The organism is Actinoplanes sp. NPDC026623 (assembly GCF_040638275.1).
Taxonomy (GTDB): Bacteria; Actinomycetota; Actinomycetes; order Mycobacteriales; family Micromonosporaceae; genus Actinoplanes.
Window position 1 is genome coordinate 1 of sequence record NZ_JBEZXZ010000182.1, and the last position, 18140, is coordinate 18140.

The 18140-nt window shown below is 73.1% G+C and carries 21 protein-coding genes; 11 read left to right on the forward strand and 10 right to left on the reverse strand.

Annotated features, from left to right (window positions below; genetic code table 11):
- The 3 genes from AB0F10_RS35460 to AB0F10_RS35470 form a co-directional block, all read left to right on the forward strand.
- Positions 1-513 (forward strand): alpha/beta hydrolase (locus AB0F10_RS35460; protein WP_360635467.1); only part of this gene is annotated, 513 nt, incomplete at its 5' end.
- A 39-nt stretch (positions 514-552) separates the two neighbouring features.
- Positions 553-1272 (forward strand): helix-turn-helix domain-containing protein, encoded by a 720-nt coding sequence (locus AB0F10_RS35465; protein WP_360635470.1) that lies wholly within the window; start codon positions 553-555, stop codon positions 1270-1272.
- Between the two features lie 65 nt (positions 1273-1337).
- On the forward strand, positions 1338-1586 hold the full coding sequence (locus AB0F10_RS35470) for a hypothetical protein (protein WP_360635473.1): 249 nt from the start codon (positions 1338-1340) through the stop codon (positions 1584-1586).
- Positions 1587-1628: 42 nt separating this feature from the next.
- On the opposite strand, the gene AB0F10_RS35475 is transcribed toward AB0F10_RS35470, so the two are convergent.
- The 3 genes from AB0F10_RS35475 to AB0F10_RS35485 all read right to left on the reverse strand — a co-directional run bounded on the left by AB0F10_RS35475 (position 1629) and on the right by AB0F10_RS35485 (position 3717).
- A complete protein-coding gene (locus tag AB0F10_RS35475) occupies positions 1629-1844 on the reverse strand; it encodes a hypothetical protein (protein WP_360635476.1) in 216 nt (71 codons plus the stop codon).
- Positions 1845-1985: 141 nt separating this feature from the next.
- Positions 1986-2804, reverse strand: a complete 819-nt coding sequence (locus AB0F10_RS35480) for an alpha/beta hydrolase (RefSeq protein ID WP_360635479.1) — start codon at positions 2802-2804, stop codon at positions 1986-1988.
- 43 nt (positions 2805-2847) lie between these two features.
- A complete protein-coding gene (locus AB0F10_RS35485) occupies positions 2848-3717 on the reverse strand; it encodes a LysR family transcriptional regulator (RefSeq protein WP_360635482.1) in 870 nt (289 codons plus the stop codon).
- Between the two features lie 47 nt (positions 3718-3764).
- Between AB0F10_RS35485 and AB0F10_RS35490 the strand changes: the two genes are divergently transcribed.
- A complete protein-coding gene (locus AB0F10_RS35490; RefSeq protein WP_360635485.1) occupies positions 3765-4190 on the forward strand; it encodes an SDR family NAD(P)-dependent oxidoreductase in 426 nt (141 codons plus the stop codon).
- A 14-nt stretch (positions 4191-4204) separates the two neighbouring features.
- Here AB0F10_RS35490 and AB0F10_RS35495 read toward each other — a convergent pair whose 3' ends face one another.
- Together AB0F10_RS35495 and AB0F10_RS35500 are read right to left on the reverse strand one after the other, a co-directional pair.
- The gene (locus AB0F10_RS35495; RefSeq protein WP_360635488.1) at positions 4205-4765 is read right to left on the reverse strand and encodes a GNAT family protein; all 561 of its coding nucleotides are present in this window, start codon (positions 4763-4765) and stop codon (positions 4205-4207) included.
- A 30-nt stretch (positions 4766-4795) separates the two neighbouring features.
- A complete protein-coding gene (locus tag AB0F10_RS35500; protein WP_360635491.1) occupies positions 4796-7597 on the reverse strand; it encodes an FAD-binding and (Fe-S)-binding domain-containing protein in 2802 nt (933 codons plus the stop codon).
- 16 nt (positions 7598-7613) lie between these two features.
- Here AB0F10_RS35500 and AB0F10_RS35505 point away from each other — a divergent pair, with 16 nt between their 5' ends.
- Positions 7614-8288, forward strand: coding sequence for a GntR family transcriptional regulator (locus tag AB0F10_RS35505; RefSeq protein WP_360635494.1), 675 nt, complete (start codon positions 7614-7616; stop codon positions 8286-8288).
- Here the strand turns inward: AB0F10_RS35505 and AB0F10_RS35510 are convergent.
- On the reverse strand, positions 8279-8896 hold the full coding sequence (locus tag AB0F10_RS35510; protein ID WP_360635497.1) for a TetR/AcrR family transcriptional regulator: 618 nt from the start codon (positions 8894-8896) through the stop codon (positions 8279-8281). The genes AB0F10_RS35505 and AB0F10_RS35510 overlap by 10 nt on opposite strands.
- A gap of 63 nt (positions 8897-8959) precedes the next feature.
- Here AB0F10_RS35510 and AB0F10_RS35515 point away from each other — a divergent pair, with 63 nt between their 5' ends.
- A complete protein-coding gene (locus tag AB0F10_RS35515; RefSeq protein ID WP_360635500.1) occupies positions 8960-9955 on the forward strand; it encodes an aldo/keto reductase in 996 nt (331 codons plus the stop codon).
- Positions 9956-9969: 14 nt separating this feature from the next.
- On the opposite strand, the gene AB0F10_RS35520 is transcribed toward AB0F10_RS35515, so the two are convergent.
- The 3 genes from AB0F10_RS35520 to AB0F10_RS35530 are packed head-to-tail and all read right to left on the reverse strand — an operon-like array spanning position 9970 to position 11934.
- A complete protein-coding gene (locus AB0F10_RS35520) occupies positions 9970-10584 on the reverse strand; it encodes a glyoxalase (RefSeq protein WP_360635503.1) in 615 nt (204 codons plus the stop codon).
- Positions 10581-10994: a VOC family protein gene (locus tag AB0F10_RS35525; RefSeq protein ID WP_360635506.1), complete on the reverse strand. Its 414-nt coding sequence runs from the start codon at positions 10992-10994 to the stop codon at positions 10581-10583. The genes AB0F10_RS35520 and AB0F10_RS35525 overlap by 4 nt, the downstream gene beginning before the upstream one ends.
- Positions 10995-11052: 58 nt before the next feature.
- Positions 11053-11934, reverse strand: coding sequence for a carbohydrate kinase family protein (locus AB0F10_RS35530; protein WP_360635509.1), 882 nt, complete (start codon positions 11932-11934; stop codon positions 11053-11055).
- A 223-nt stretch (positions 11935-12157) separates the two neighbouring features.
- Between AB0F10_RS35530 and AB0F10_RS35535 the strand changes: the two genes are divergently transcribed.
- Together AB0F10_RS35535 and AB0F10_RS35540 are read left to right on the forward strand one after the other, a co-directional pair.
- The gene (locus AB0F10_RS35535; RefSeq protein WP_360635512.1) at positions 12158-12634 is read left to right on the forward strand and encodes a DUF6209 family protein; all 477 of its coding nucleotides are present in this window, start codon (positions 12158-12160) and stop codon (positions 12632-12634) included.
- Entirely contained in the window at positions 12631-13179 is a 549-nt protein-coding gene (locus tag AB0F10_RS35540; protein WP_360635515.1) for a hypothetical protein, read from the forward strand. Before AB0F10_RS35535 ends, AB0F10_RS35540 begins: the two co-directional genes overlap by 4 nt.
- Before the next feature lie 4 nt (positions 13180-13183).
- On the opposite strand, the gene rph is transcribed toward AB0F10_RS35540, so the two are convergent.
- A complete protein-coding gene (gene rph, locus AB0F10_RS35545) occupies positions 13184-15781 on the reverse strand; it encodes a rifamycin-inactivating phosphotransferase (protein WP_360635518.1) in 2598 nt (865 codons plus the stop codon).
- 153 nt (positions 15782-15934) lie between these two features.
- Here rph and AB0F10_RS35550 point away from each other — a divergent pair, with 153 nt between their 5' ends.
- The 3 genes from AB0F10_RS35550 to AB0F10_RS35560 form a co-directional block, all read left to right on the forward strand.
- On the forward strand, positions 15935-16897 hold the full coding sequence (locus AB0F10_RS35550) for a DUF1152 domain-containing protein (RefSeq protein ID WP_360635521.1): 963 nt from the start codon (positions 15935-15937) through the stop codon (positions 16895-16897).
- Between the two features lie 4 nt (positions 16898-16901).
- A complete protein-coding gene (locus tag AB0F10_RS35555; protein ID WP_360635524.1) occupies positions 16902-17528 on the forward strand; it encodes an ABC transporter ATP-binding protein in 627 nt (208 codons plus the stop codon).
- A partial coding sequence (locus AB0F10_RS35560) for a DUF6297 family protein (protein ID WP_360635527.1) occupies positions 17525-18140 on the forward strand: 616 nt, incomplete at its 3' end. The genes AB0F10_RS35555 and AB0F10_RS35560, both read left to right, overlap by 4 nt.

Sequence of the window (18140 nt, forward strand, 5' to 3'; positions counted from 1 at the left end):
GCGGCCGCGCTCGACGGCACCGACCGCGACGTGGTGCTGGTCGGGCACAGCTACGCGGGCCTGGTGGTCCGGCAGGCGGCCGACCTGCGCCCCGATCGGGTACGCCGGATCGTGCTCGTCGACGGCTGGGCGGGCCGCGACGGCGCCGGCATGTTCGCCCTGGCGCCCGGCCCCTTCGTCGCCGCCGTCCGTGCCGCCGCGCGCTCGAACACCGATCGGCGGCTCATCCCGGCGCCGCCGCCCGCCGCCTTCGGCATCACCGACCCGGCCGGCGCCGAGTGGCTCGCCGCCCGGCTGCGACCTCAGCCGATACTCACCTTCACCGGGCCGGCCGAGCTGACCGGCGCCGTCGACCGCATCCCGGGTACGGCGATCTGCTGCCGGCCCGCGACCTACCCGTTCTCCCGGTTCGCCGCCGAGCTCGGCTACGCCGTCGTCTTCCTGGACGGCCCGCACGACGTGATGCTCACCGACCCGCAGGCCCTGGTCCGCCTGCTCAGGGGCGCCGCGTGACACTTCGAGAACCGGAAGCCGGAACACTAGGATGATGAAGTGGACCAGCGAAGCTACAACCAGTTCTGCGCGACCGCACGCACCCTCGACCTGGTCGGCGAACGCTGGACCCTGCTGCTCATCCGCGAACTGCTGACCGGCCCCAAACGCTTCGGTGAGCTGCAGCAGCGCCTGCGCGGGCTGGGCACCGGCCTGCTCGCGGCCCGGCTGAAGCACCTGGAGCGGGAGGGCCTGGTCGAGCGGGGCACCCTGCCGCCGCCGGCCCGGACCCCGGCCTACGCCCTCACCGCCGCCGGGCGGGACCTGGAACCGGTCATCCTCGCCCTGGCGCGATGGGGCATGACCTGGGCGATGGGGCAACCGCGCGACGACGAGTTCTTCGAGCCCGGCTGGGCCATGCTCGGCCTCAAGGCGTGTTTCGATCCGCGGTCCGCCCAGCGTCTGCAGGCGGTCTACGAGTTCCGCATCGACGACGACGCCTTCTACGTGCGCATCGACGGCGGCACCATCGAGGTCGCGCACGGTCCCGCCCAGCATCCCGACGCCGTCATCACCACGACCGGGGAGCTCATCCGCGACATCGCCGCCGGCCGGGCGAGCCTCGCCGGTGCGGTCGCCGACGGCACCGCCCAGGCCACCGGAAAGCCGGAGGCGCTCCGGCGCCTGGCCGGCGTCTTCCGGGCGCCAACCGCGCGGGCGCGGACGGCTGCGCTCGACGAACTCGGATCGCTGCAGCGACCGGCGCGTACGGAGGACTGATCGCCGTGCGGACGAGGCGACAGAACGACGACGGAGATGCGGCGCGGGTCATCTACCCGCCCTCGATGGATGACTTCGACTGGGCCATGACCGAGACCAAGGGCTGGATCGAGATAACGGTCCAATGGGCCGGCCGCCGGAAGAGGGTCACCTTCTACGACCCGGCCCGGCTGGCTCAGGAGGTCCAGAGCGCCGTTGCTCAACCCGGCTACTTCGCCGAATCTGCTGTCGTCGTCCTGCCGGCGGTCACCAGGGAAGCGATCGAGGCGGTCGTCGCTCAGCTGGCACAGAGGCGCTTCGCGGATATCGATTGAAGCGCTGCTCCGGCGGCGGTCAATCCGCGTTCGACCCGGACGTCAGGCTGACGCGAGTTCGAACGGGGTGATGCGGTGTACCGGCAAGGTCGGTCTGGCGACACTCGGGACGTGGCGGGTCGGCACCACCGGGGACGCTGCGGCAACCGTGCGGCTGTGCTGCCACGCCGGCTGGAGGAGGTCCGCGCCGGGCTTGTCGAGACGGTGGGTCGACGGGCTCAGGCGGCTGCCGGTGCGTAGTTCCAGTTCTGTGCTCATGGCGCTCTCCTGCGTTCGGCATCGTCACCGAAAGATCCTTGGTCTTCCGCGGCCGATTTCCAGGATGAGGAGTGTCCGTGGCACGTCCGGAACGTTCGGGGAGCCGGCCGGTTGCAGCCGGCCCGGCGGCGCAGACCAGGTTCAAAGATCGGCACTGAGCAGGAATTCGCGCAACGCCGCCGCGAACGGTTCGGGGGCGGTGTGCGTGGCGAAGTGCGACTGGCCCGGCAGCGTCACCCGCGCCGCCTTCGGCAGCGCGCCGGCGATGGCATCCATTGTGGAGGGCATCGGCGCCCAGGTCTCGCCGCCCTGCATGAGCAGGACGGGTACGCCGATGCGGGCCCAGCGTTGGACGTCGGCCTGGTCGGCGGCGATCGCCTCGAGATCGTGCAGGCACCCCACGGCCTCGGCGGCGGCCGAAGCCTGCTCGGCCGGGCTCTTCGGGGCGGTGTCCGCGGACGCCATCGCCGCGAGGAGGGCGGCCGGAACGCGGGCGACCTTCTCGGCGAACAGCCGCGTCGCTGCGGCGATGTCACCGGCCCCCAGGAGCTCGCGGTATGCGCCGAGCACGGGCGCCAGGGCCGCGCCCGCGGCGAACAGCGGCGGCTCGAACAGCGCCACCGAACGGATCGCGTCGCTGCCGGAGTGCGCCGCATGCAACGCGACCGTGGCACCGTAGGACGCCCCGGCCACGTGCGCGGAGCCGCCGGCCGCGGCGATCACGGTTTGGAGATCGGCGGCGTCGTCCGCGTAGGTCTTGGGGCTCCGGCAGCCGTCGCTCGGCGGGTAGCCGCGGCGCGCATAGACCCACAGCTCGAACCGGTCGGCCAGCAGCGGCACGATCGGGTCCCAGGAGTCCAGCCCGCCCGAGGATCCGTGCACCAGAACCACGGGGGAGCCGCGCCCCGTACGCCGCGCCGTCAGCCGGGTCCCGTCCGCTGCCACTACCGAGATGTCCACGCGGGGGAGTCTCTCAGGGTGGCCGTCACGGGGGCATCTCAATTCAGCCCCCGCTGGTCAGGTCGCTGGTCGCGGCGAGGTCGGTGACGATGCCGCGCAGCTGTCGAAGGATCGGATCGTCGCGGGTGGGCAGCCAGGCGAGGACGGTCAGAGCCTCGTCCCCGATGAGCGGCACGAAGACCACGCCGGTGCGGCGGATGCTGATCGCCGATTGCGCCAGCCGGGTCACGCCGACACCGGCGGCGACGAGCCCGAGCAGGTTCGCGACGCTGCCGGCTCGTTGCACGACGCGCGGGTGGAAACCGGCGGCGGCGAAGTCCCGGTCGTATTTCTCGTGCCACGGCGGCCAGGATCCGCGCGGAGTGAGCACCCAGTCCTCGTCGGCGAGATCGGCGAGGTGCAGCGCCGCCCGGGTGGCGAGCGGATGGTCGGCCGGCACGACCGCGCACACCGGCTCCATGGTGACCGTCTGGGTGGCCAGGTCGCCGACCAGCGGTGGTCTGGTGAGGGCCGCGTCGAACCGGCCGTCCCGCAGGCCCGCGACGAGGTCGTCGATGGGCAGGTCATGGGTGACGAACTCGAGATCCGGCAGCCGGTGCCGCAGGGCGCGGACGACCGGCGGCAGCATGTAGTTGGCCGTCGAGGACAGGAAGGCCAGTTCCAGGCGGCCGACCTCACCGCGGGCGGCCCGGTGCGCGACGGCGAGTGCCTGCTCCGCCCGGGCGAGCACGGCGCGGGCCTCGGTGAGGAAGACCTCCCCGGCGCGGGTGAGGCGGGCGCCGCGGGTGTCCCGGTCGAACAGCCGGATGCCCAGCCGGCGCTCCAGCGCACTGATCTGCTGTGACAGTGACTGCTGGGTGATGCGCAGGTCCACGGCGGCCCGGCTGAAATTCAGGCGCTCGGCAACGGCCACGAAATATCGCGATCGTCCAGATCAGTTCGATGGGCGGGCAGCTGAGCATGCCGGGTTTCGGGGCCTACTGCGCCGCGAAGTTCGCCCTCGAGGGCCTGTCGGAGGCGCTGGCCGAGGAGGTCCGGCCGTTCGGCATCCGGGTTCTGATCGTCGAGCCGGGCGCATTCCGCACCGAGTTCGGCGGTCACCGGATGCACCGGTCGCGCGTCATCGACGCCTACGCGGCGACGTCCGGAGCTACCCGGACCGCCGTCGACACCATGGACGGAACGCAGCCGGGCGATCCGCGCAAGGCGGCCCGGGCCATCCTCGAGGTCCTCGACCTTCCCGAGCCGCCGCTGCGGCTGGCGCTCGGCAACGACGCCGTCGACAACATCATGGCCCACCACGACCTGCTCCGGGCCGACCTGATCACCTGGGAGAAGCTCAGCCGCGGGACGGACTTCGACGGGCCGGGCATCACCGGCACCTGAACCGTCCGTCGCGGTCAGCGGGCGGCCTCGGCCGCTTCGAGATCTATCGCGATCATCGAGAAGACGGCGAGGTCATGCGCCTTCTCGCCGTCCCATACGGCCATCCGCAGCGTGCCCTCCCGCTGGTATCCGGCCCTCTCGGCGACCCGTACGGAAGCGACGTTGTCGAGGCGGGCGTGCAGCTGGACCCGCCGCATCCCGCCGTCGACGAGCGCCCACCGGCCGACCGCGCGGGCCGCCCCGGTCGCATATCCGCGACCGCGCCGGCCGGCCCGGACCCCGTAGCCGATCTCGGTGGTTCCGGCCGCCCAGTCGGTGTCGCGCAACCCGACGCTGCCGACGAACTCACCGCTCGCCGTCTCCACGATCGTCAGGTGCACGCCCGCGCCGTCCAGCCTGCGCTGGTGCACCGTCTCGGCCAGCCACCGGTCCACGTCGGCGACGTCACCGGGGGAGCCCGGCGGCAGTGCCGTCCGGTCGCCGGCCGCCACCAGCGCCGTCACCTGGGCCGCGTCCGGCGGGCCGAACTCGCGGATCTCCAAGCCACCGGAGACGATCTTCACTGGGGGGAACATGCGAGCAGCGTACGCAGCGCGCGGACGGCCTCAGCGGTCGAGCAGCTGGGCCAGATGCACGGCCGGGCGGCCCCGCAGATCCGTGACCTGGGTGCGGCAGGAGAAGCCGTCGGCGAGGACGACCGCGTCGGGGGCGGCGTCGAGAGCGGGCAGCAGGTTCTGCTCGGCGACCGCCACCGAGACCTCGTAGTGGCCGAGTTCGACGCCGAAGTTGCCCGCCAGCCCGCAGCAGCCGGCCAGCCGCCGCACCCGGGCGCCGGTCCCGGCGAGCAGGTCGGCGTCGGCCTTCCAGCCCAGTACGGCGTGGTGGTGGCAGTGCGGCTGGGCGACGACCTCGACGCCGGACAGGTCGGGCGGTGACCAGCCCGGTGTCTTCGTGAGCAGCTCGGCGAGGGTGTGCACGGAACCGGCGACCAGGGCGGCGTCGGCGTCGCCGGGCAGCAGCTCGTGCACGTCGGAGCGCAGCACCGCCGTGCAGGACGGCTCGATGCCGACGATCGGGATGCCGTCGCGGGCGGCGTCGGCGAGTGCTGCGACCGTACGGGAGAGGATCTTCTTGGCCGAGTCGAGCTGGCCGGTGGTGATCCAGGTCAGGCCGCAGCAGACCGGCCCGTTCGGCAGTCGCGGTTCGTAGCCGGCGGCGCGCAGCACCCGTACGGTGGCGTCGGCGACCTCGGGTGAGAAGGCGTCGGAGAAGGAGTCGGCGAAGAGCACCACCGGCTTGCGGCCCTCGGCCGCGGCCGGCACGAAGCCGCGGCCGAACGGGCGCCGGGCGAAGGCCGGGACGGAGCGCCGCCGGTCGACGCCGGCCAGCCAGAGCGCGAGGCGGCCGAGCACGGGCAGCCGGACGGAGGCGTTCGCCAGCCGGGGCATCCGGCCGGCGATCCTTGCCCAGAACGGCAGCCTGCCGAGCGTGTAGTGCGAGCGCGGCCGCAGCCGGCCGGAGTAGCTCTGGTGCAGCACCTCGGACTTGTAGGTGGCCATGTCGATGCCGGTCGGGCAGTCGGAGGCGCAGCCCTTGCAGGACAGGCACAGGTCCATCGCGTCGTGGACCGACGGGTGCGACCAGGGCAGCTCGCCGCGCACGACCTCCTGCAGGATCCGGGCGCGCCCGCGGGTCGAGTCCTGCTCCTCGCGGGTGGCCAGGTAGGAGGGGCACATGACGCCGCCGGCGGCGGAGTTGTCGGCGCGGCACTTGCCGACGCCGGTGCACCGGTGCACGGCCTGGCCGAGGTCGCCGTCGTCGTGCGGGTACGCCATCGCGAGCTGCTTGAGGGGGAAGCGGCCGGCCGGGCGGATGTCCGCGTCGACCGGGTCCGGGTCGACGAGGACGCCGGGGTTGAGCAGGTTGTCCGGGTCGAAGGCGTGCTTGACGCCCGCGAACAGGGCGAGGGCGTCGGGGGAGTACATGTGCGGCAGCAGCTCGGAGCGGGCCCGGCCGTCGCCGTGCTCGCCGGACAGCGATCCGCCGAACTCGCCGACCAGCCGCGCCGCGTCGGTGAGGAACTCGCGCAGCACCGTCGTCCCGCCGGGCCGGTCGAGCGGGTAGTCGAGCCGCACGTGCATGCAGCCGTCGCCGAAGTGGCCGAACGGCGCGGAGGTCATGCCGTAGGAGGAGACGAGCTCGTCGAACCGGGCGAGGTAGGCGCCCAGCTTCTCCGGCGGCACGGCGGCGTCCTCCCAGCCGGGCCACGCGGGTTTGTCGGAGGGCGCGCGGCCGGCCAGGCCCGCGCCGTCCTCGCGGATGCGCCACAGCCGGGCCTGGCGGGCGGGGTCGGTGACGACGAGGGCGTCGTCGCCGATGCCGTCGGCCGCCAGCTTCTGCGCCCGGGCGGCCACCTCGCCGGGGTCGTCGCCGGCGAGCTCGACGAAGAGCCAGGCCCCGCCGCGCGGCAGCGGCGGGACGGCGTCGGGGCCGCGGCGGGCGCGCATCACGTCGAGCAGCCGCGAGTCGAGCCCCTCGCAGGAGGTCGGGCCGTGCGCGACCACGGCGGGTGCCGCCTCGCCGGCCGCGATGATGTCCGGGAAGCCGAGCACGACGACGACCCGGACCGGCGCGTCGACGACCAGCTTCACGGTCGCCCGGGTGATGACCGCGAGGGTGCCCTCGGAGCCGACGAGAGCCTGGGTGAGGTCGAAGCGCTCGGGCAGCAGGTGCTGCACGGCGTAGCCGGACACCTGGCGGGCGAAGCGGTCGAACTCGGTGCGGGCGGTGGCCAGGTGCGCGCCGACCGCGGCCCGCAGGCCGGAGATCACCGGGTCGGCGCCGTGCGCGAAGGCGGCGCCCTGGTCGTCGTAGCCGCAGGTGAGCCGGTCCCCGGCGGCGGTCAGCAGCTCGAGCCCGGCGACGTTGTCGCTGGTGCGGCCGTACGCCAGCGACCGGGAGCCGCAGGCGTTGTTGCCGATCATCCCGCCGATGGTGCAGCGCGGATGGGTGGACGGGTCCGGCCCGAAGCGGACGCCGTGCGGCGTGACGGCCTTCTGCAGGACGGCGTGCACGGTGCCGGGCTCGACCACCGCCGTGCGTGCCGACGGGTCGACGTCGAGCACGCGGTTGAGGTGCCGGGAGAAGTCGAGCACGATGCCGCGGCCGACGGCGTTTCCGGCCACCGACGTGCCGGCGCCGCGGGAGGTGAGCGGCACCCGGGTCTCGCGGGCGACGGCGAGGGCCGCGGCGACCTCGTCGACGTGCCGGGGCCGGACCACCGCGAGGGGCGGAATCCGGTAGAGCGAGGCGTCGGAGGCGTACATCCCCAGGGTGCCGGGGTCGGCCCGCACCTCGAGCCCGGCCCTCAGCAGGGCCTCCACCACGCCGTTCGGCTGCTCGCTCATGGGTAACATGTTACTCGTGCCTGAGCTTGCCCTGCCGCCGGACGCCCGCAACCTCGCCGACGCCGTCGTCCGGGCGGTCCGCGACGGCGTCGCCGCCGGCGAGCTCGTGCCCGGCACGACCTACTCGGTCTATCAGCTCGCGGACCTGCTCGGGGTGTCGCGCAGCCCCGCCCGGGAGGGCCTGCTGCGGCTCGCGGAGGCGGGACTGGTCGAGATCCACCGCAACCGCGGCTTCCGGGTCCTGCCGCCGAGCGTCCACGACATCGAGGAGATCATCGGCATCCGCCTCGCCCTCGAACCGGGCGCCGCCCGCCGCGCGGCCGAGCACGGCACCGACGAGCAGCACGCCACCATCCGGTCGGCGCTGGACGCCATGGCGGACGCGGCCGCGCGCGGCGACGACGCGCGCTTCTGGCCGGCCGACCGGCTCCTGCACGACCTGTTGCTGCGTGCCTCGGGGCGGCCTCGGACCGCGGCCATCGTCGAGCGGCTGCGCACCACCACCGCCCTGCTCGGCCCGCCGACCACCGCCAGCGGCCGTACCCTGCTGGAGATCCACGCCGAGCACGAGCCGGTGGTCGCCGCCGTGCTGGCCCGCGACGGCGCGGGTGCCGAGGCCGCCATGCGCGCGCACCTCGAGGCGACCGGGGGCCTGCTGGTGAGCAATCTGAACGGCGGGCGTCAGCCGTAGAGCGCCGACACCCACAGGTGGGTCAGCGTGTCGACAAGCACGGTCCGGTCGTCGAACGGCGGCACTGCGCAGGCGGCCAGGTAGTAGAGCCGCTCGCCGGTCCACGTCAGCGATGCGGCGAGCGCGGGCACGTCGACGCCGTCGAGCCGGGCCGCCACGGCGGGATCGGCCCGCCGGTCGGCCTCGATCCGGGTCACCGCGGCGTCGGTGAACGTCGCCATCTGGGCCAGCCACAGCTCGCGCAGCTGCGAGTCGGACGCCCAGCTCTCCACGATGGCGCGCAACACCGCCGCGTTGGACAGCCACAGGCCGGCGCCCGCGTCGATGCCGGCCCGCAGGGTCTCGCGGGGGCCGGGCCTGCCCTGCGTCCACGGCTGCGCGGCCGCGTGGCCGGCGCCGACCGCGCGGCGCACCACCTCGGCCAGCACCGCCTGCTTGCCGGCGAAGTAGAAGTAGAAGCTCGCCCGGGAGACCCCCGCGGCGGTGATGATCTCCGCGACGCTGAGGGTGTCGAAGGTGCGCTCACGCAGCAGCTCGCGAAGTGCGTCGAGGATGCGTTCGCGCAGGTCGGTATTGGTCTTCTGGGGCACATCGCGGCGGGCCGGCACGACCGGAAGCGTACCGGACAGGGAATCTAGACAGCATGACCAGACAGACTATATGGTCGCCGCATGAGGTACACGACGTTCGGGCGTACCGGCCTGCGGGTGTCCGAGCTGGTGCTCGGCGCGATGACGTTCGGTGAGCAGGGTGGTGTCGGCGCGCCGATCGAGGAGTGCCGTCGCATCCTCGACGCCTACGCCGAGGCCGGCGGAAACGTCGTCGACACCGCCGTCAACTACCGCGGCGGCGCCAGCGAGGAGATCCTCGGTGAGCTGCTGAGCGGGCGGCGCGACCGGTTCGTCGTGGCCACGAAATACACGGTGACCCGCGACCCGGCCGACCCGAACGGCGGCGGAAACCATCGCAAGAATCTCAGGCTGTCGCTGGAGACCAGCCTGCGCCGGCTGCGCACCGACCACGTCGACGTCTACTGGGTGCACATCTGGGACCGGCACACGCCGATCGAGGAGACCATGCGGGCGCTCGACGACGCGGTCACCGCCGGAAAGGTTCTCTACATCGGGGTGTCGGACACGCCGGCCTGGGTGGTCTCACGCGCGAACACGCTGGCCGAGTGGCGCGGCTGGACCCCCTTCGCCGGACTCCAGGTGCCTTACAGCCTGGTGAACCGCGACGCCGAGCGGGAGCTGCTGCCGATGGCCGAGGCCTACGGCCTCACCGTGACGGCGTGGAGCCCGCTCGGCGGCGGCGTGCTGTCCGGCAAGTACAACGCCGCCGCGCCGGTGGGAGCGACGCGACTGAGCCGCGACGCCATCAGCGACCGGGACCTCGGTGTGGCCCGGGTCGTGCGGGAGGTGGCCGGCGAGCTCGGTGCCACCCCCGCACAGGTTGCTCTCGCCTGGACCCGCCGGCGCGACGGCGTGCTGCCGATCGTCGGCGCCCGGACCCTCGACCAGCTCCGGGACAACCTGGGTTGCACGGCGGTCACGCTGCCGCCACCACTGGTGACGCGGCTGGAGGAGGCCACCGGTTTCGGACTCGGCTTCCCGGCCGACTTCATCGCACAGACCACACCCTGGGTGCTCGGCGCCGCCGCGCTCTGAACCCCGGCTCCGCGTCAGGCGGACGCCGACTCCCAGACGAACCCGTCCGGATCGGTGAACGGCCCGGCGTCGCCGGCGACGACGATCCGGTGCGAACCGGTGCCCTCCGGCGCGACGCCGGCGTCCTTGGCGGCGGCCTTGCGGCTGTACAGCGCCAGCTTGACGGGCGAGCCGGCGGTGTCGAACTCGACGTACTTGCTGCCGAAGCTCTTCGACACGGTCAGGCCCTGGTCGACGTAGAACTGCCTGGTGGCCCTCACGTCGGCGACGCCCAGCAGGAGCACGATGTCGTCGACATTCCGGGTCGCCGGTCCGGTGTCCTTCTTCGACGACGTCGCGATCTTCCAGATCGTGCCGTCCGGGGCCTGGACGACCCCGCCGTAGCCCCAGAAGCTCTTCCTCACCGGCTTCAGCGTGGTGGCGCCGTGCTCGAGGGCGGTGCCGGCGAGGCTGTCGACCGTGCTCGGCTGGGAGACCACCAGCGACAGCGTGAAGCCGCGGAAGCCGGTCGTCGGCGCCTGCGAGGCCCGGACCCGCACCGTCTTGCCCAGGCCGAACGCGTCGCCGTAGAAGGTGTCGGCGGCGGTGGGATCGGGAACCTCGAGGGCCACGTATTCGATGGCGGTCACTTGGACACCTCCTGGATGCGGACCATGTTGCCGGCGGGGTCGCGGAAGGCGCAGTCGCGTACGCCGTACGGCTGCTCGGTCGGCTCCTGGACGATCTCGGCGTCGCCGGCCTGCACGCGCTCGAAGGTGCCGTCGAGGTCCCTGGTCGCCAGCAGGACGCTGGCGTAGGTGCCCTTGGCCATCATCTCGCGGATGGTGCGGCGTTCGTCGTCGGTGAGTCCGGGGGTCGCGGCCGGCGGGTACAGGACGATGGACGTGTCCGGCTGCCCGGCGGGGCCGACCGTGATCCAGTGCATCCCGTTGTAACCGACGTCGTTGCGGACCTCGAAGCCGAGCGTGTCGCGGTAGAAGGCCACGGCGGCCTCCGGGTCGTCATGGGGAAGGAAGCTCGAGGAGATCGTGATGTCCATGCCGACAACGCTAGGCGCGGCGCGCGGCCGGTGCTTCTCGATTCCTGATCGGTCCGGCTCAGGCCAGCGGGGTGTCGGCGCGTAGCAGCGCCGGCGACAGGGTCGCCGCGGTGAGATCGCGCGTCCGTACGGCCGCGGCGCCCGCCCGGGACGCCTGGCGCAGGCACTCGGTGAGCGCGGCGCCGCCGAGGTGCGCGGCGAGGAAGCCGGCGAAGAACGCGTCGCCCGCGCCGTTGGTGTCGACCACCTCGCCGGCCGGCGTGGCCGGCACCCGGACCACCGGCCCGCCCCGCTCGCAGGCGATCGCGCCCTGTGCGCCCAGCGTGCAGACGGCCAGGCGGCTGCCGGCGGCGATCCGGGCCTGCAGGAACGCCTCGGGGTCGGCGAGTCGTTCCCCGCTGAGGAACAGGTGGTCGGCGGCGTCGCGGAACTCGCGGTGGAACTCGCTCGTGCCGTCGTAGTCGTGCAGGTCGCACCAGATCGGCTTGCCGGCGCGGCGCGCCGCGCGCAACACCGGGCGGCTGTGGTCGGCGAGATCGGCGACGACCACGTCGGCGGCGTCGATCAGGCCGGGCGGCACCTCGACGGGCTGCGCGGCCCGGGGCAGGGTCAGGTAGATCGAGAGCCGCTGCCCCCGGTCGTCCATCAGGTTGACGTGGCGCTCGGAGCCGTTGGCGCTCGGGACGACCACCACGTCGATGCCGTGTCCGCGCAGCTCGGCGGTGATGCGCGAGCCGGCGTCGTCGCCGGTGTCGGCCAGGGTGATCAGGGTGACGTGTGCGCCGAGCCGGGCGAGGTTGAGTGCCTTGCCGGCGGAGGTGCCGCCCAGGGTGTCGTGATGCCACTCGGCGAACAGGGTGTGCGGCCGCGGGGCGGGCAGCTCCGCCACGCGGATGATGACATTCCACGAGGCCGGACCGGCGACCAGGATGCGATGCATGGGCGTCACTCTATGACATCTGCAAGAAGTTTCAGTTACAACGTCGATTGCTGCGGCGGGCGCTTCGTGATTCCACTCACTGCCGTTGGCAAGGTCACGGGCTTGAGCTGCGGATTCCGCCGCTGATGCCATTGAAGGATGTTGACGTCCTCTGCAAGAACTTGCAAGGGTGGTCCTCGTAGGAACGCGACGAAGTACCACCCTGATACGGAGTGAAACCAGCATGCGCCTCATCCACCGTCCCACCGCCCGATCGCGCGGGACCAGCTGTCGTGCCGCCGCGGTCGGGGTCGGCATCACGCTCCTACTGGGCATCACCGCCGCACCGGCCTCCGCCTCCGCCGCGCCGGTGATCCGCTTCTCGTCGGACTGGAGCACCACGGTCGAGGGTGCCATCGAGGCGAACGCCCCCGTGCTTGTCGACTACGACCCGGCGCGCCTGCCCAACTGCCGCGCCCAGTACGCCGGCGGCGACGCGTGGAGCATCGGCGTCGAATACCGGATCGACGGCGGCGCGGTGCAGCGCCGGCCGGTCACCCAGCTCAACGGCAACCGCCGGCAGGTCAAGGTGCTGGCGTCCCTGCCGCTCGGCGCGGACGCGCGCGAGCTGGAGCTGTGGTTCGTCTCCGGCGACCGGGCCGGCTGCCGGGAGTACGACTCGCAGTACGGCGCCAACTACCGGTTCGCGGTCGCGCAGTGACGAAGACCCTGCTCGCCGCGCTTCTCGGCGCCGTCGCCGGCCTCGGCGCGGTGGCCGCACCCGCGGTCGCGTCCCCGCCACCGCCGCAGGAGCTCGGCGCGCCCGACCTGGGCGGCTACTGCCGCTCGCTCGGCTACGCCGACGCCATCGCCCTGGGCCGTTCCGCGTACGACTGGCACTGCCGCACCGGGGACCAGCGGTACGGCGACCTGACCCTGGACGCCGCCTGCCGCTGGACGTACCAGATCCCGCAGGCCGTTGACCGCATCGCGGACTTCTGGCGCTCGGGCAGCGTCCGGTGCTGGCGGGTACGCGACGACGTCGTCGCACCCGACCTCGGCCGGTACTGCCGCACCACCGGCGCGGACGGCGCCGTGCTGGTCGGCTCCGACGCATACAGCTGGCGCTGCGTCACCGGCGCGGCCGAGCCGCGGTACGCGCTCGTCGACATGCTTGCCGCCTGCCGGGAAACCACCTTCGGGTACGCCACGATCGACCGGTTCGTGGACTTCCTGAACCCGCACTCCTGGCAGTGCCGGGTCTGAGCGGTCACGACAGGATCTCCACGTAGCCGTCGGTTCCGTGCACGCGGATCCGCTGCCCATCGTGGATCAGCCGGGTGGCATCCAGCACGCCGACGACGGCCGGCAGGCCGTACTCCCGGGCGATCACCGCGCCGTGGGTCATCAGCCCGCCGACCTCCGTCACCAGGCCGGCGACGGCGACGAACAGCGGCGTCCAGCTGGGGTCGGTGTGTGCGGTGACGAGGATGTCGCCCGGCTCGAGATCGGCCCGCGCCATGTCCAGGATGACGCGGGCCCGCCCCTCGACGGTCCCGGCGGAGACCGCCAGGCCGGCCAGCGCGCCGGCCGGCACGTCCGCACGCCGGTACGCCCCGTTGAGCGCCTCGCCGTCGGAGGTGAGCACCCGGGGCGGCGTGAGCCCCTCGTACGAGGTGAACGCGGCCTTGCGCGCCTCGATGAGCCCGTAGTCGGCCCGGTTGGCGCGCACGACGTCGTGCAGCTCCTGGAACGCGAGGTAGAAGATGTCTTCCGGCTCGCGGAGCACCCCGGCCCGCACCAGGCGCTCGGCCTGCGCCATCAGGGCCCGCTTGTACACGAAGTAGCGGCTGATCATGCCGTACTTCGGATACTCCCGGTACCCGATGAAGGTCCGTACCCTGTCGATCATCAGCTTCGTCTCGGCGGCCTTGGCCTCGCCGTCCGGCAGCGCCCGCAGGCGCTCCAGGAGCTCCTGCTCCTTGCGCCAGGCCTCCTGGCGCCCCTGCTCGAAGCGCCGCTCGCCGGCTCCCGGTTCGAAGTTCCGGATGTTGCCGACGATCAGGGGAACGAGCGTGGACGGGCGCTCGCTCCACCGTGGCCGGGTGATGTCGATCTCGCCGACGCAGCGCATGCCGTACCGGTCGAGCCACGCCTCGATGGCGTCGCGCGCCTCCCGCCCGCCGGCGAGCCTGGGCAGCCCGTCCAGGAAGCCGTCGTCCTCGGCGCCCTCCAGAAACGCCACCACCTCCGGATGCGGGCGGATCACGTCGGCGACGTCGAGCAGCGCCAGCCCCATCTCCGAAGTGACGTTGTGCGGCACGGACTGGGTGAGCGTGTCCGCCGCGTTGCGCTCGCCCAGCCAGGCCTCCAACCGCTCGTTGAGCCACCACGTCGCCTCCATCGCCGGCATGAACACCTGACGGCTGCGCGGATCGAACAGGATCCGCCTCAGCTCCTGGATGTCCGTGCGGATGAAGTCGAGCAGCGCCACCCCCGACTTCGTGCGGATCTCGCGTTCCGCGGCGGCGACGGAGGCCTCGCTGAGTCCGATCAGCTCGGTGACGATGGCCGGATCGGTCTCGATCGGCTCGGTGGGGCCGCCGAGCAGCGGACCGGGTGCGTCTTGGTCGGACACCGGCCGGATGAAGCCGTCGCGCTCGATGACGGTACGCAGCGCGTCCCCGATCAGCGGATCGGACTTGCCGATGAGCTCCACCAGGCCGGCCCGGGTCGCCGGCGCGGCCAGCCGCGCGGTGACGTCGACGAACAGCCGGCCGCCGGCCTCGGCCATCGGCGCGGGGGTCGTCATCTGCCAGAAGGAGAGCCCCAGGGGTTTCATGGGGTCGGTCATCATCTGCTGATGGCCGACGGAGATGTAGACGTGGTTCTCGCCGTCGCCCGACTCGGGGATGGGGAACAGCGTGGTGATCGGCCGGCTCTGGACGATCTGGACGCCGTCGCCGGCCAGGCACCACTCGATGTCCTGCGGGCGGCCGAAGTGCGCCTCGATCCGCCGGCCGACCCCCACCAGCGTCAGGACCTGCGCGTCCGTCAGCGCGGGCCGGCTCTGCATCCCCGGGTCGATGGCCTGTTCCCGGGTCCCGCCCGCCGGTGCGGCGTGGATGGCGAGCTTCTTGACGCCGATCGCCTTGGCGACGATCTCGTCGCCGCGTATCTGATAGACGTCCGGATTCACCAGGCCGGAGACCAGGGCCTCGCCGAGGCCGAAGCCGGCCTCCACCGAGGCGACCCTGCGGTTGCCCGTGACGGGGTCGGCCGTGAACAGGATGCCGGCCGCCCGCGGGAAGACCATCCGCTGCACGACAACGGCCATGTGTACCGCGCGGTCGTCGATGCCGTTGCGCCGGCGGTAGGTCACCGCCCGCTCGGTGAACAGCGAGGCCCAGCACCGGCTGACGTGGGCCAGGATCGCCTCCGGCCCCACGATGTTCAGATAGGAGTCCTGCTGGCCGGCGAAGGAGGCCGTCGGCAGGTCCTCGGCCGTCGCGCTGGATCGCACGGCGCAGGCGGCCCGCTCGCCGAGCCGGGCCAGGTGGTGGGTGATCGCCGCCGCGAGGTCCTCCGGGATCGCGATCCCCTCGATGCTTCGGCGGATCTCCGCGGCGAGCGCGCGGATCGCCTCGCGGTCGTCCGGGTCCAGCCGCGACAGCCGCTCGAGCCGATCGTCCATGGACGGTGCCGACGCCACGAGGCGCCGGTAGGCGTGCGTCGTCACGCAGAAGCCGTCCGGGACGCTGATCTCCTCGATCCGCGACAGCTCGCCCAGATGCGCGCCCTTGCCGCCGACGACCGCGACCTGCGCGTCGCCGGCATCCCGGAGATCCATGACGTACTGCTCGATCATCGCGATATCCGTTTCCGCAGGTGGTGGCCTCGGCCGACGATTCTGCGCCCCGACCGGGGTCTTGCCGCAAGCCCCACTTCCCGATATATGTTGAAGGTGGAAGGCAGCGTGCGCACGCCTTTGGCGATTTGCCACGTGCCTGATCATTGAGCGGTGACCTTCTCGTTGAGCACCCCGCCGCTGTTCGCCGCGCTGGCCGGCTCCCGCAGCGTCCTGATCGCCGGCGCGGGCGGCGGGTTCGACGTGTACGCCGGGCTGCCGCTGGCCCTCGCCCTGTGGCAGGACGGCGTGCGGGTGCACCTGGCCAGCCTGTCGTTCTCCGAGCTCGGACAGGTCGACCCCGGCTCGTGGGTGTCCGATCACGTCGTGGCGGTGACGCCGGAGACGACCAGCCCGGACTGGTACTTCCCCGAGGGGGTGCTCGCCCGCTGGCTGGCGGCCCACGACCTGCCGTCGACGGTGTACGCCTTCCCGCCGCTGGGCGTGCAGACCCTGCGGGCGGCCTACCGGTACCTGATGGAGCTGCTGGACATCGACGCGGTGGTGCTTGTCGACGGCGGCACCGACATCCTGATGCGCGGTGACGAGAACGCGATCGGCACGCCGGTCGAGGACATGACGAGCGTCGCCGCCGTGGCCGGCCTCGACGTGGCGGTGAAGCTGGTGACCTGCCTCGGCTTCGGCATCGACGCCAACGACGGCATCAGCCACGTGCACGTGCTGGAGAACCTCGCCGCGCTCGACCGCGAGGGCGGCTACCTCGGCGCGGTGTCCATTCCCGGCGGGAGCCGGGAGGCGGTGCTGTACCGCGACGCCGTCGCCGACGCCCAGGCCGCCACGCCGGACCGGCCGAGCATCGTCAACGGCCAGATCGCGGCGGCCACCGGCGGCGCGTTCGGCAACGTCCAGTTCACCCGGCGCACCAGCGGCAGCACCCTGTTCGTCAACCCGCTGATGGCGATCTACTTCACCGTCGACCTCGACAAGCTCGCCGCCCGGTGCCTGTACCTCGATCGCATCGAGAACACCGTCGGCAGGCGGCAGGTGACCGGGCGCATCGCGGCGTTCCGCAGCGAGATCCCCACGACCCGCATCCCGCGGGCCTATCCACACTGAACGCATGTTTCTGGAGATCGATCACGTCGAGCTCGGGTACGGCGCCCGGGTGGTGCTGGCGGACTTCTCGCTGCGGGCCGGCGCGGGCGAGGCGGTCGTTGTCCGCGGCGGCAACGGCGCGGGCAAGTCGACGCTGCTCCGGTGCGTCGCCGGGCTGCACCCGGCGGCGGCGGGCACGGTACGGGTCGGCGACCGGGCGGTGGACGAGACCAGCCCGCGTTTCCGGCGGATGGTCGCCGCGCTGCTGGACGACGGTGCCTGGTATCCGTCGCTGACCGTTCGCGAGCATGTCGAGCTCGTCCGGCGGGTGAACACGCCGGCGGCGCGGCCGTGCCCGGAACCCGGCGAGCTGCTCGACCAGCTGGGGCTGGCGCCGGTCGCGGACGAATCGCCGACCAGGCTGTCGTCGGGGCAGCGGCAGCGGCTCGCCCTCGCCATGACGTTCGCCCGCCCGAGCGAGCTGCTCCTGCTGGACGAGCCGGAGCGGCACCTCGACGCCGCCGGCCGCGCCACGGCCGCCGCGCTCGTCGGCGCGTACGCCGCCGCCGGCGGGACCGCCCTGGTGGCCACCCACGACCCGGCCCTGGGTGAGCTCGGCCGGAGCATCGAGCTGGATCGGAAGCGGCGATGAGTCCGGCACGGCCCCGGCGAAGCCTCGACGGCGTCTACACGGTGCTGCTCTGCGCGGCGTTCGCCGTGGTTGGGGCCGTCATGGCGGTTCGCTCCCTGGCGGAGCGGCCGAACCCGGCACAGGGTACGGCGGCCGGCCTGGTCGTGGCCGCGGCGCTGGGTTGCGTGTCGGCGGGGCTGGTGGCCGCCGCGGCCTTCGGCCCGCTGAGCAGGTCCCCGGCCGATCTGATGTGGCTGGCGACCAGCCCGATCAGCCGCGGCGGGCTGCTGTTTCCCCGCTTCGCCGCCGTGGTGGGCACCGGCGCGGTCGCCGGCCTCGCGGCCGTGGGAGTCGTCGTGCCGCGCGCGTTGTTCTCGGGCCACGCGCCGTACGTCGTCCTCATCGGTGTCGCCGCCGGCGTGACGACGGCCGCCGCCGCGGTCCTGGCGCAGACGGCGGCGCGGGACCCGGCCCGGCTGCTGCGAGGCACCGCGGCGGTGACCGGGCTGGCCGCCGTCGCCGCCGCGGGCGCGGTGGTGACCGGCGGGTGGCAGGGCGGACCCGTGACCGGGGCTTCGCTCGACGGGCGCTGGGCCGCCCCCGCCCTGCTGGCCGGGGCGCTCGCGGCCGGCG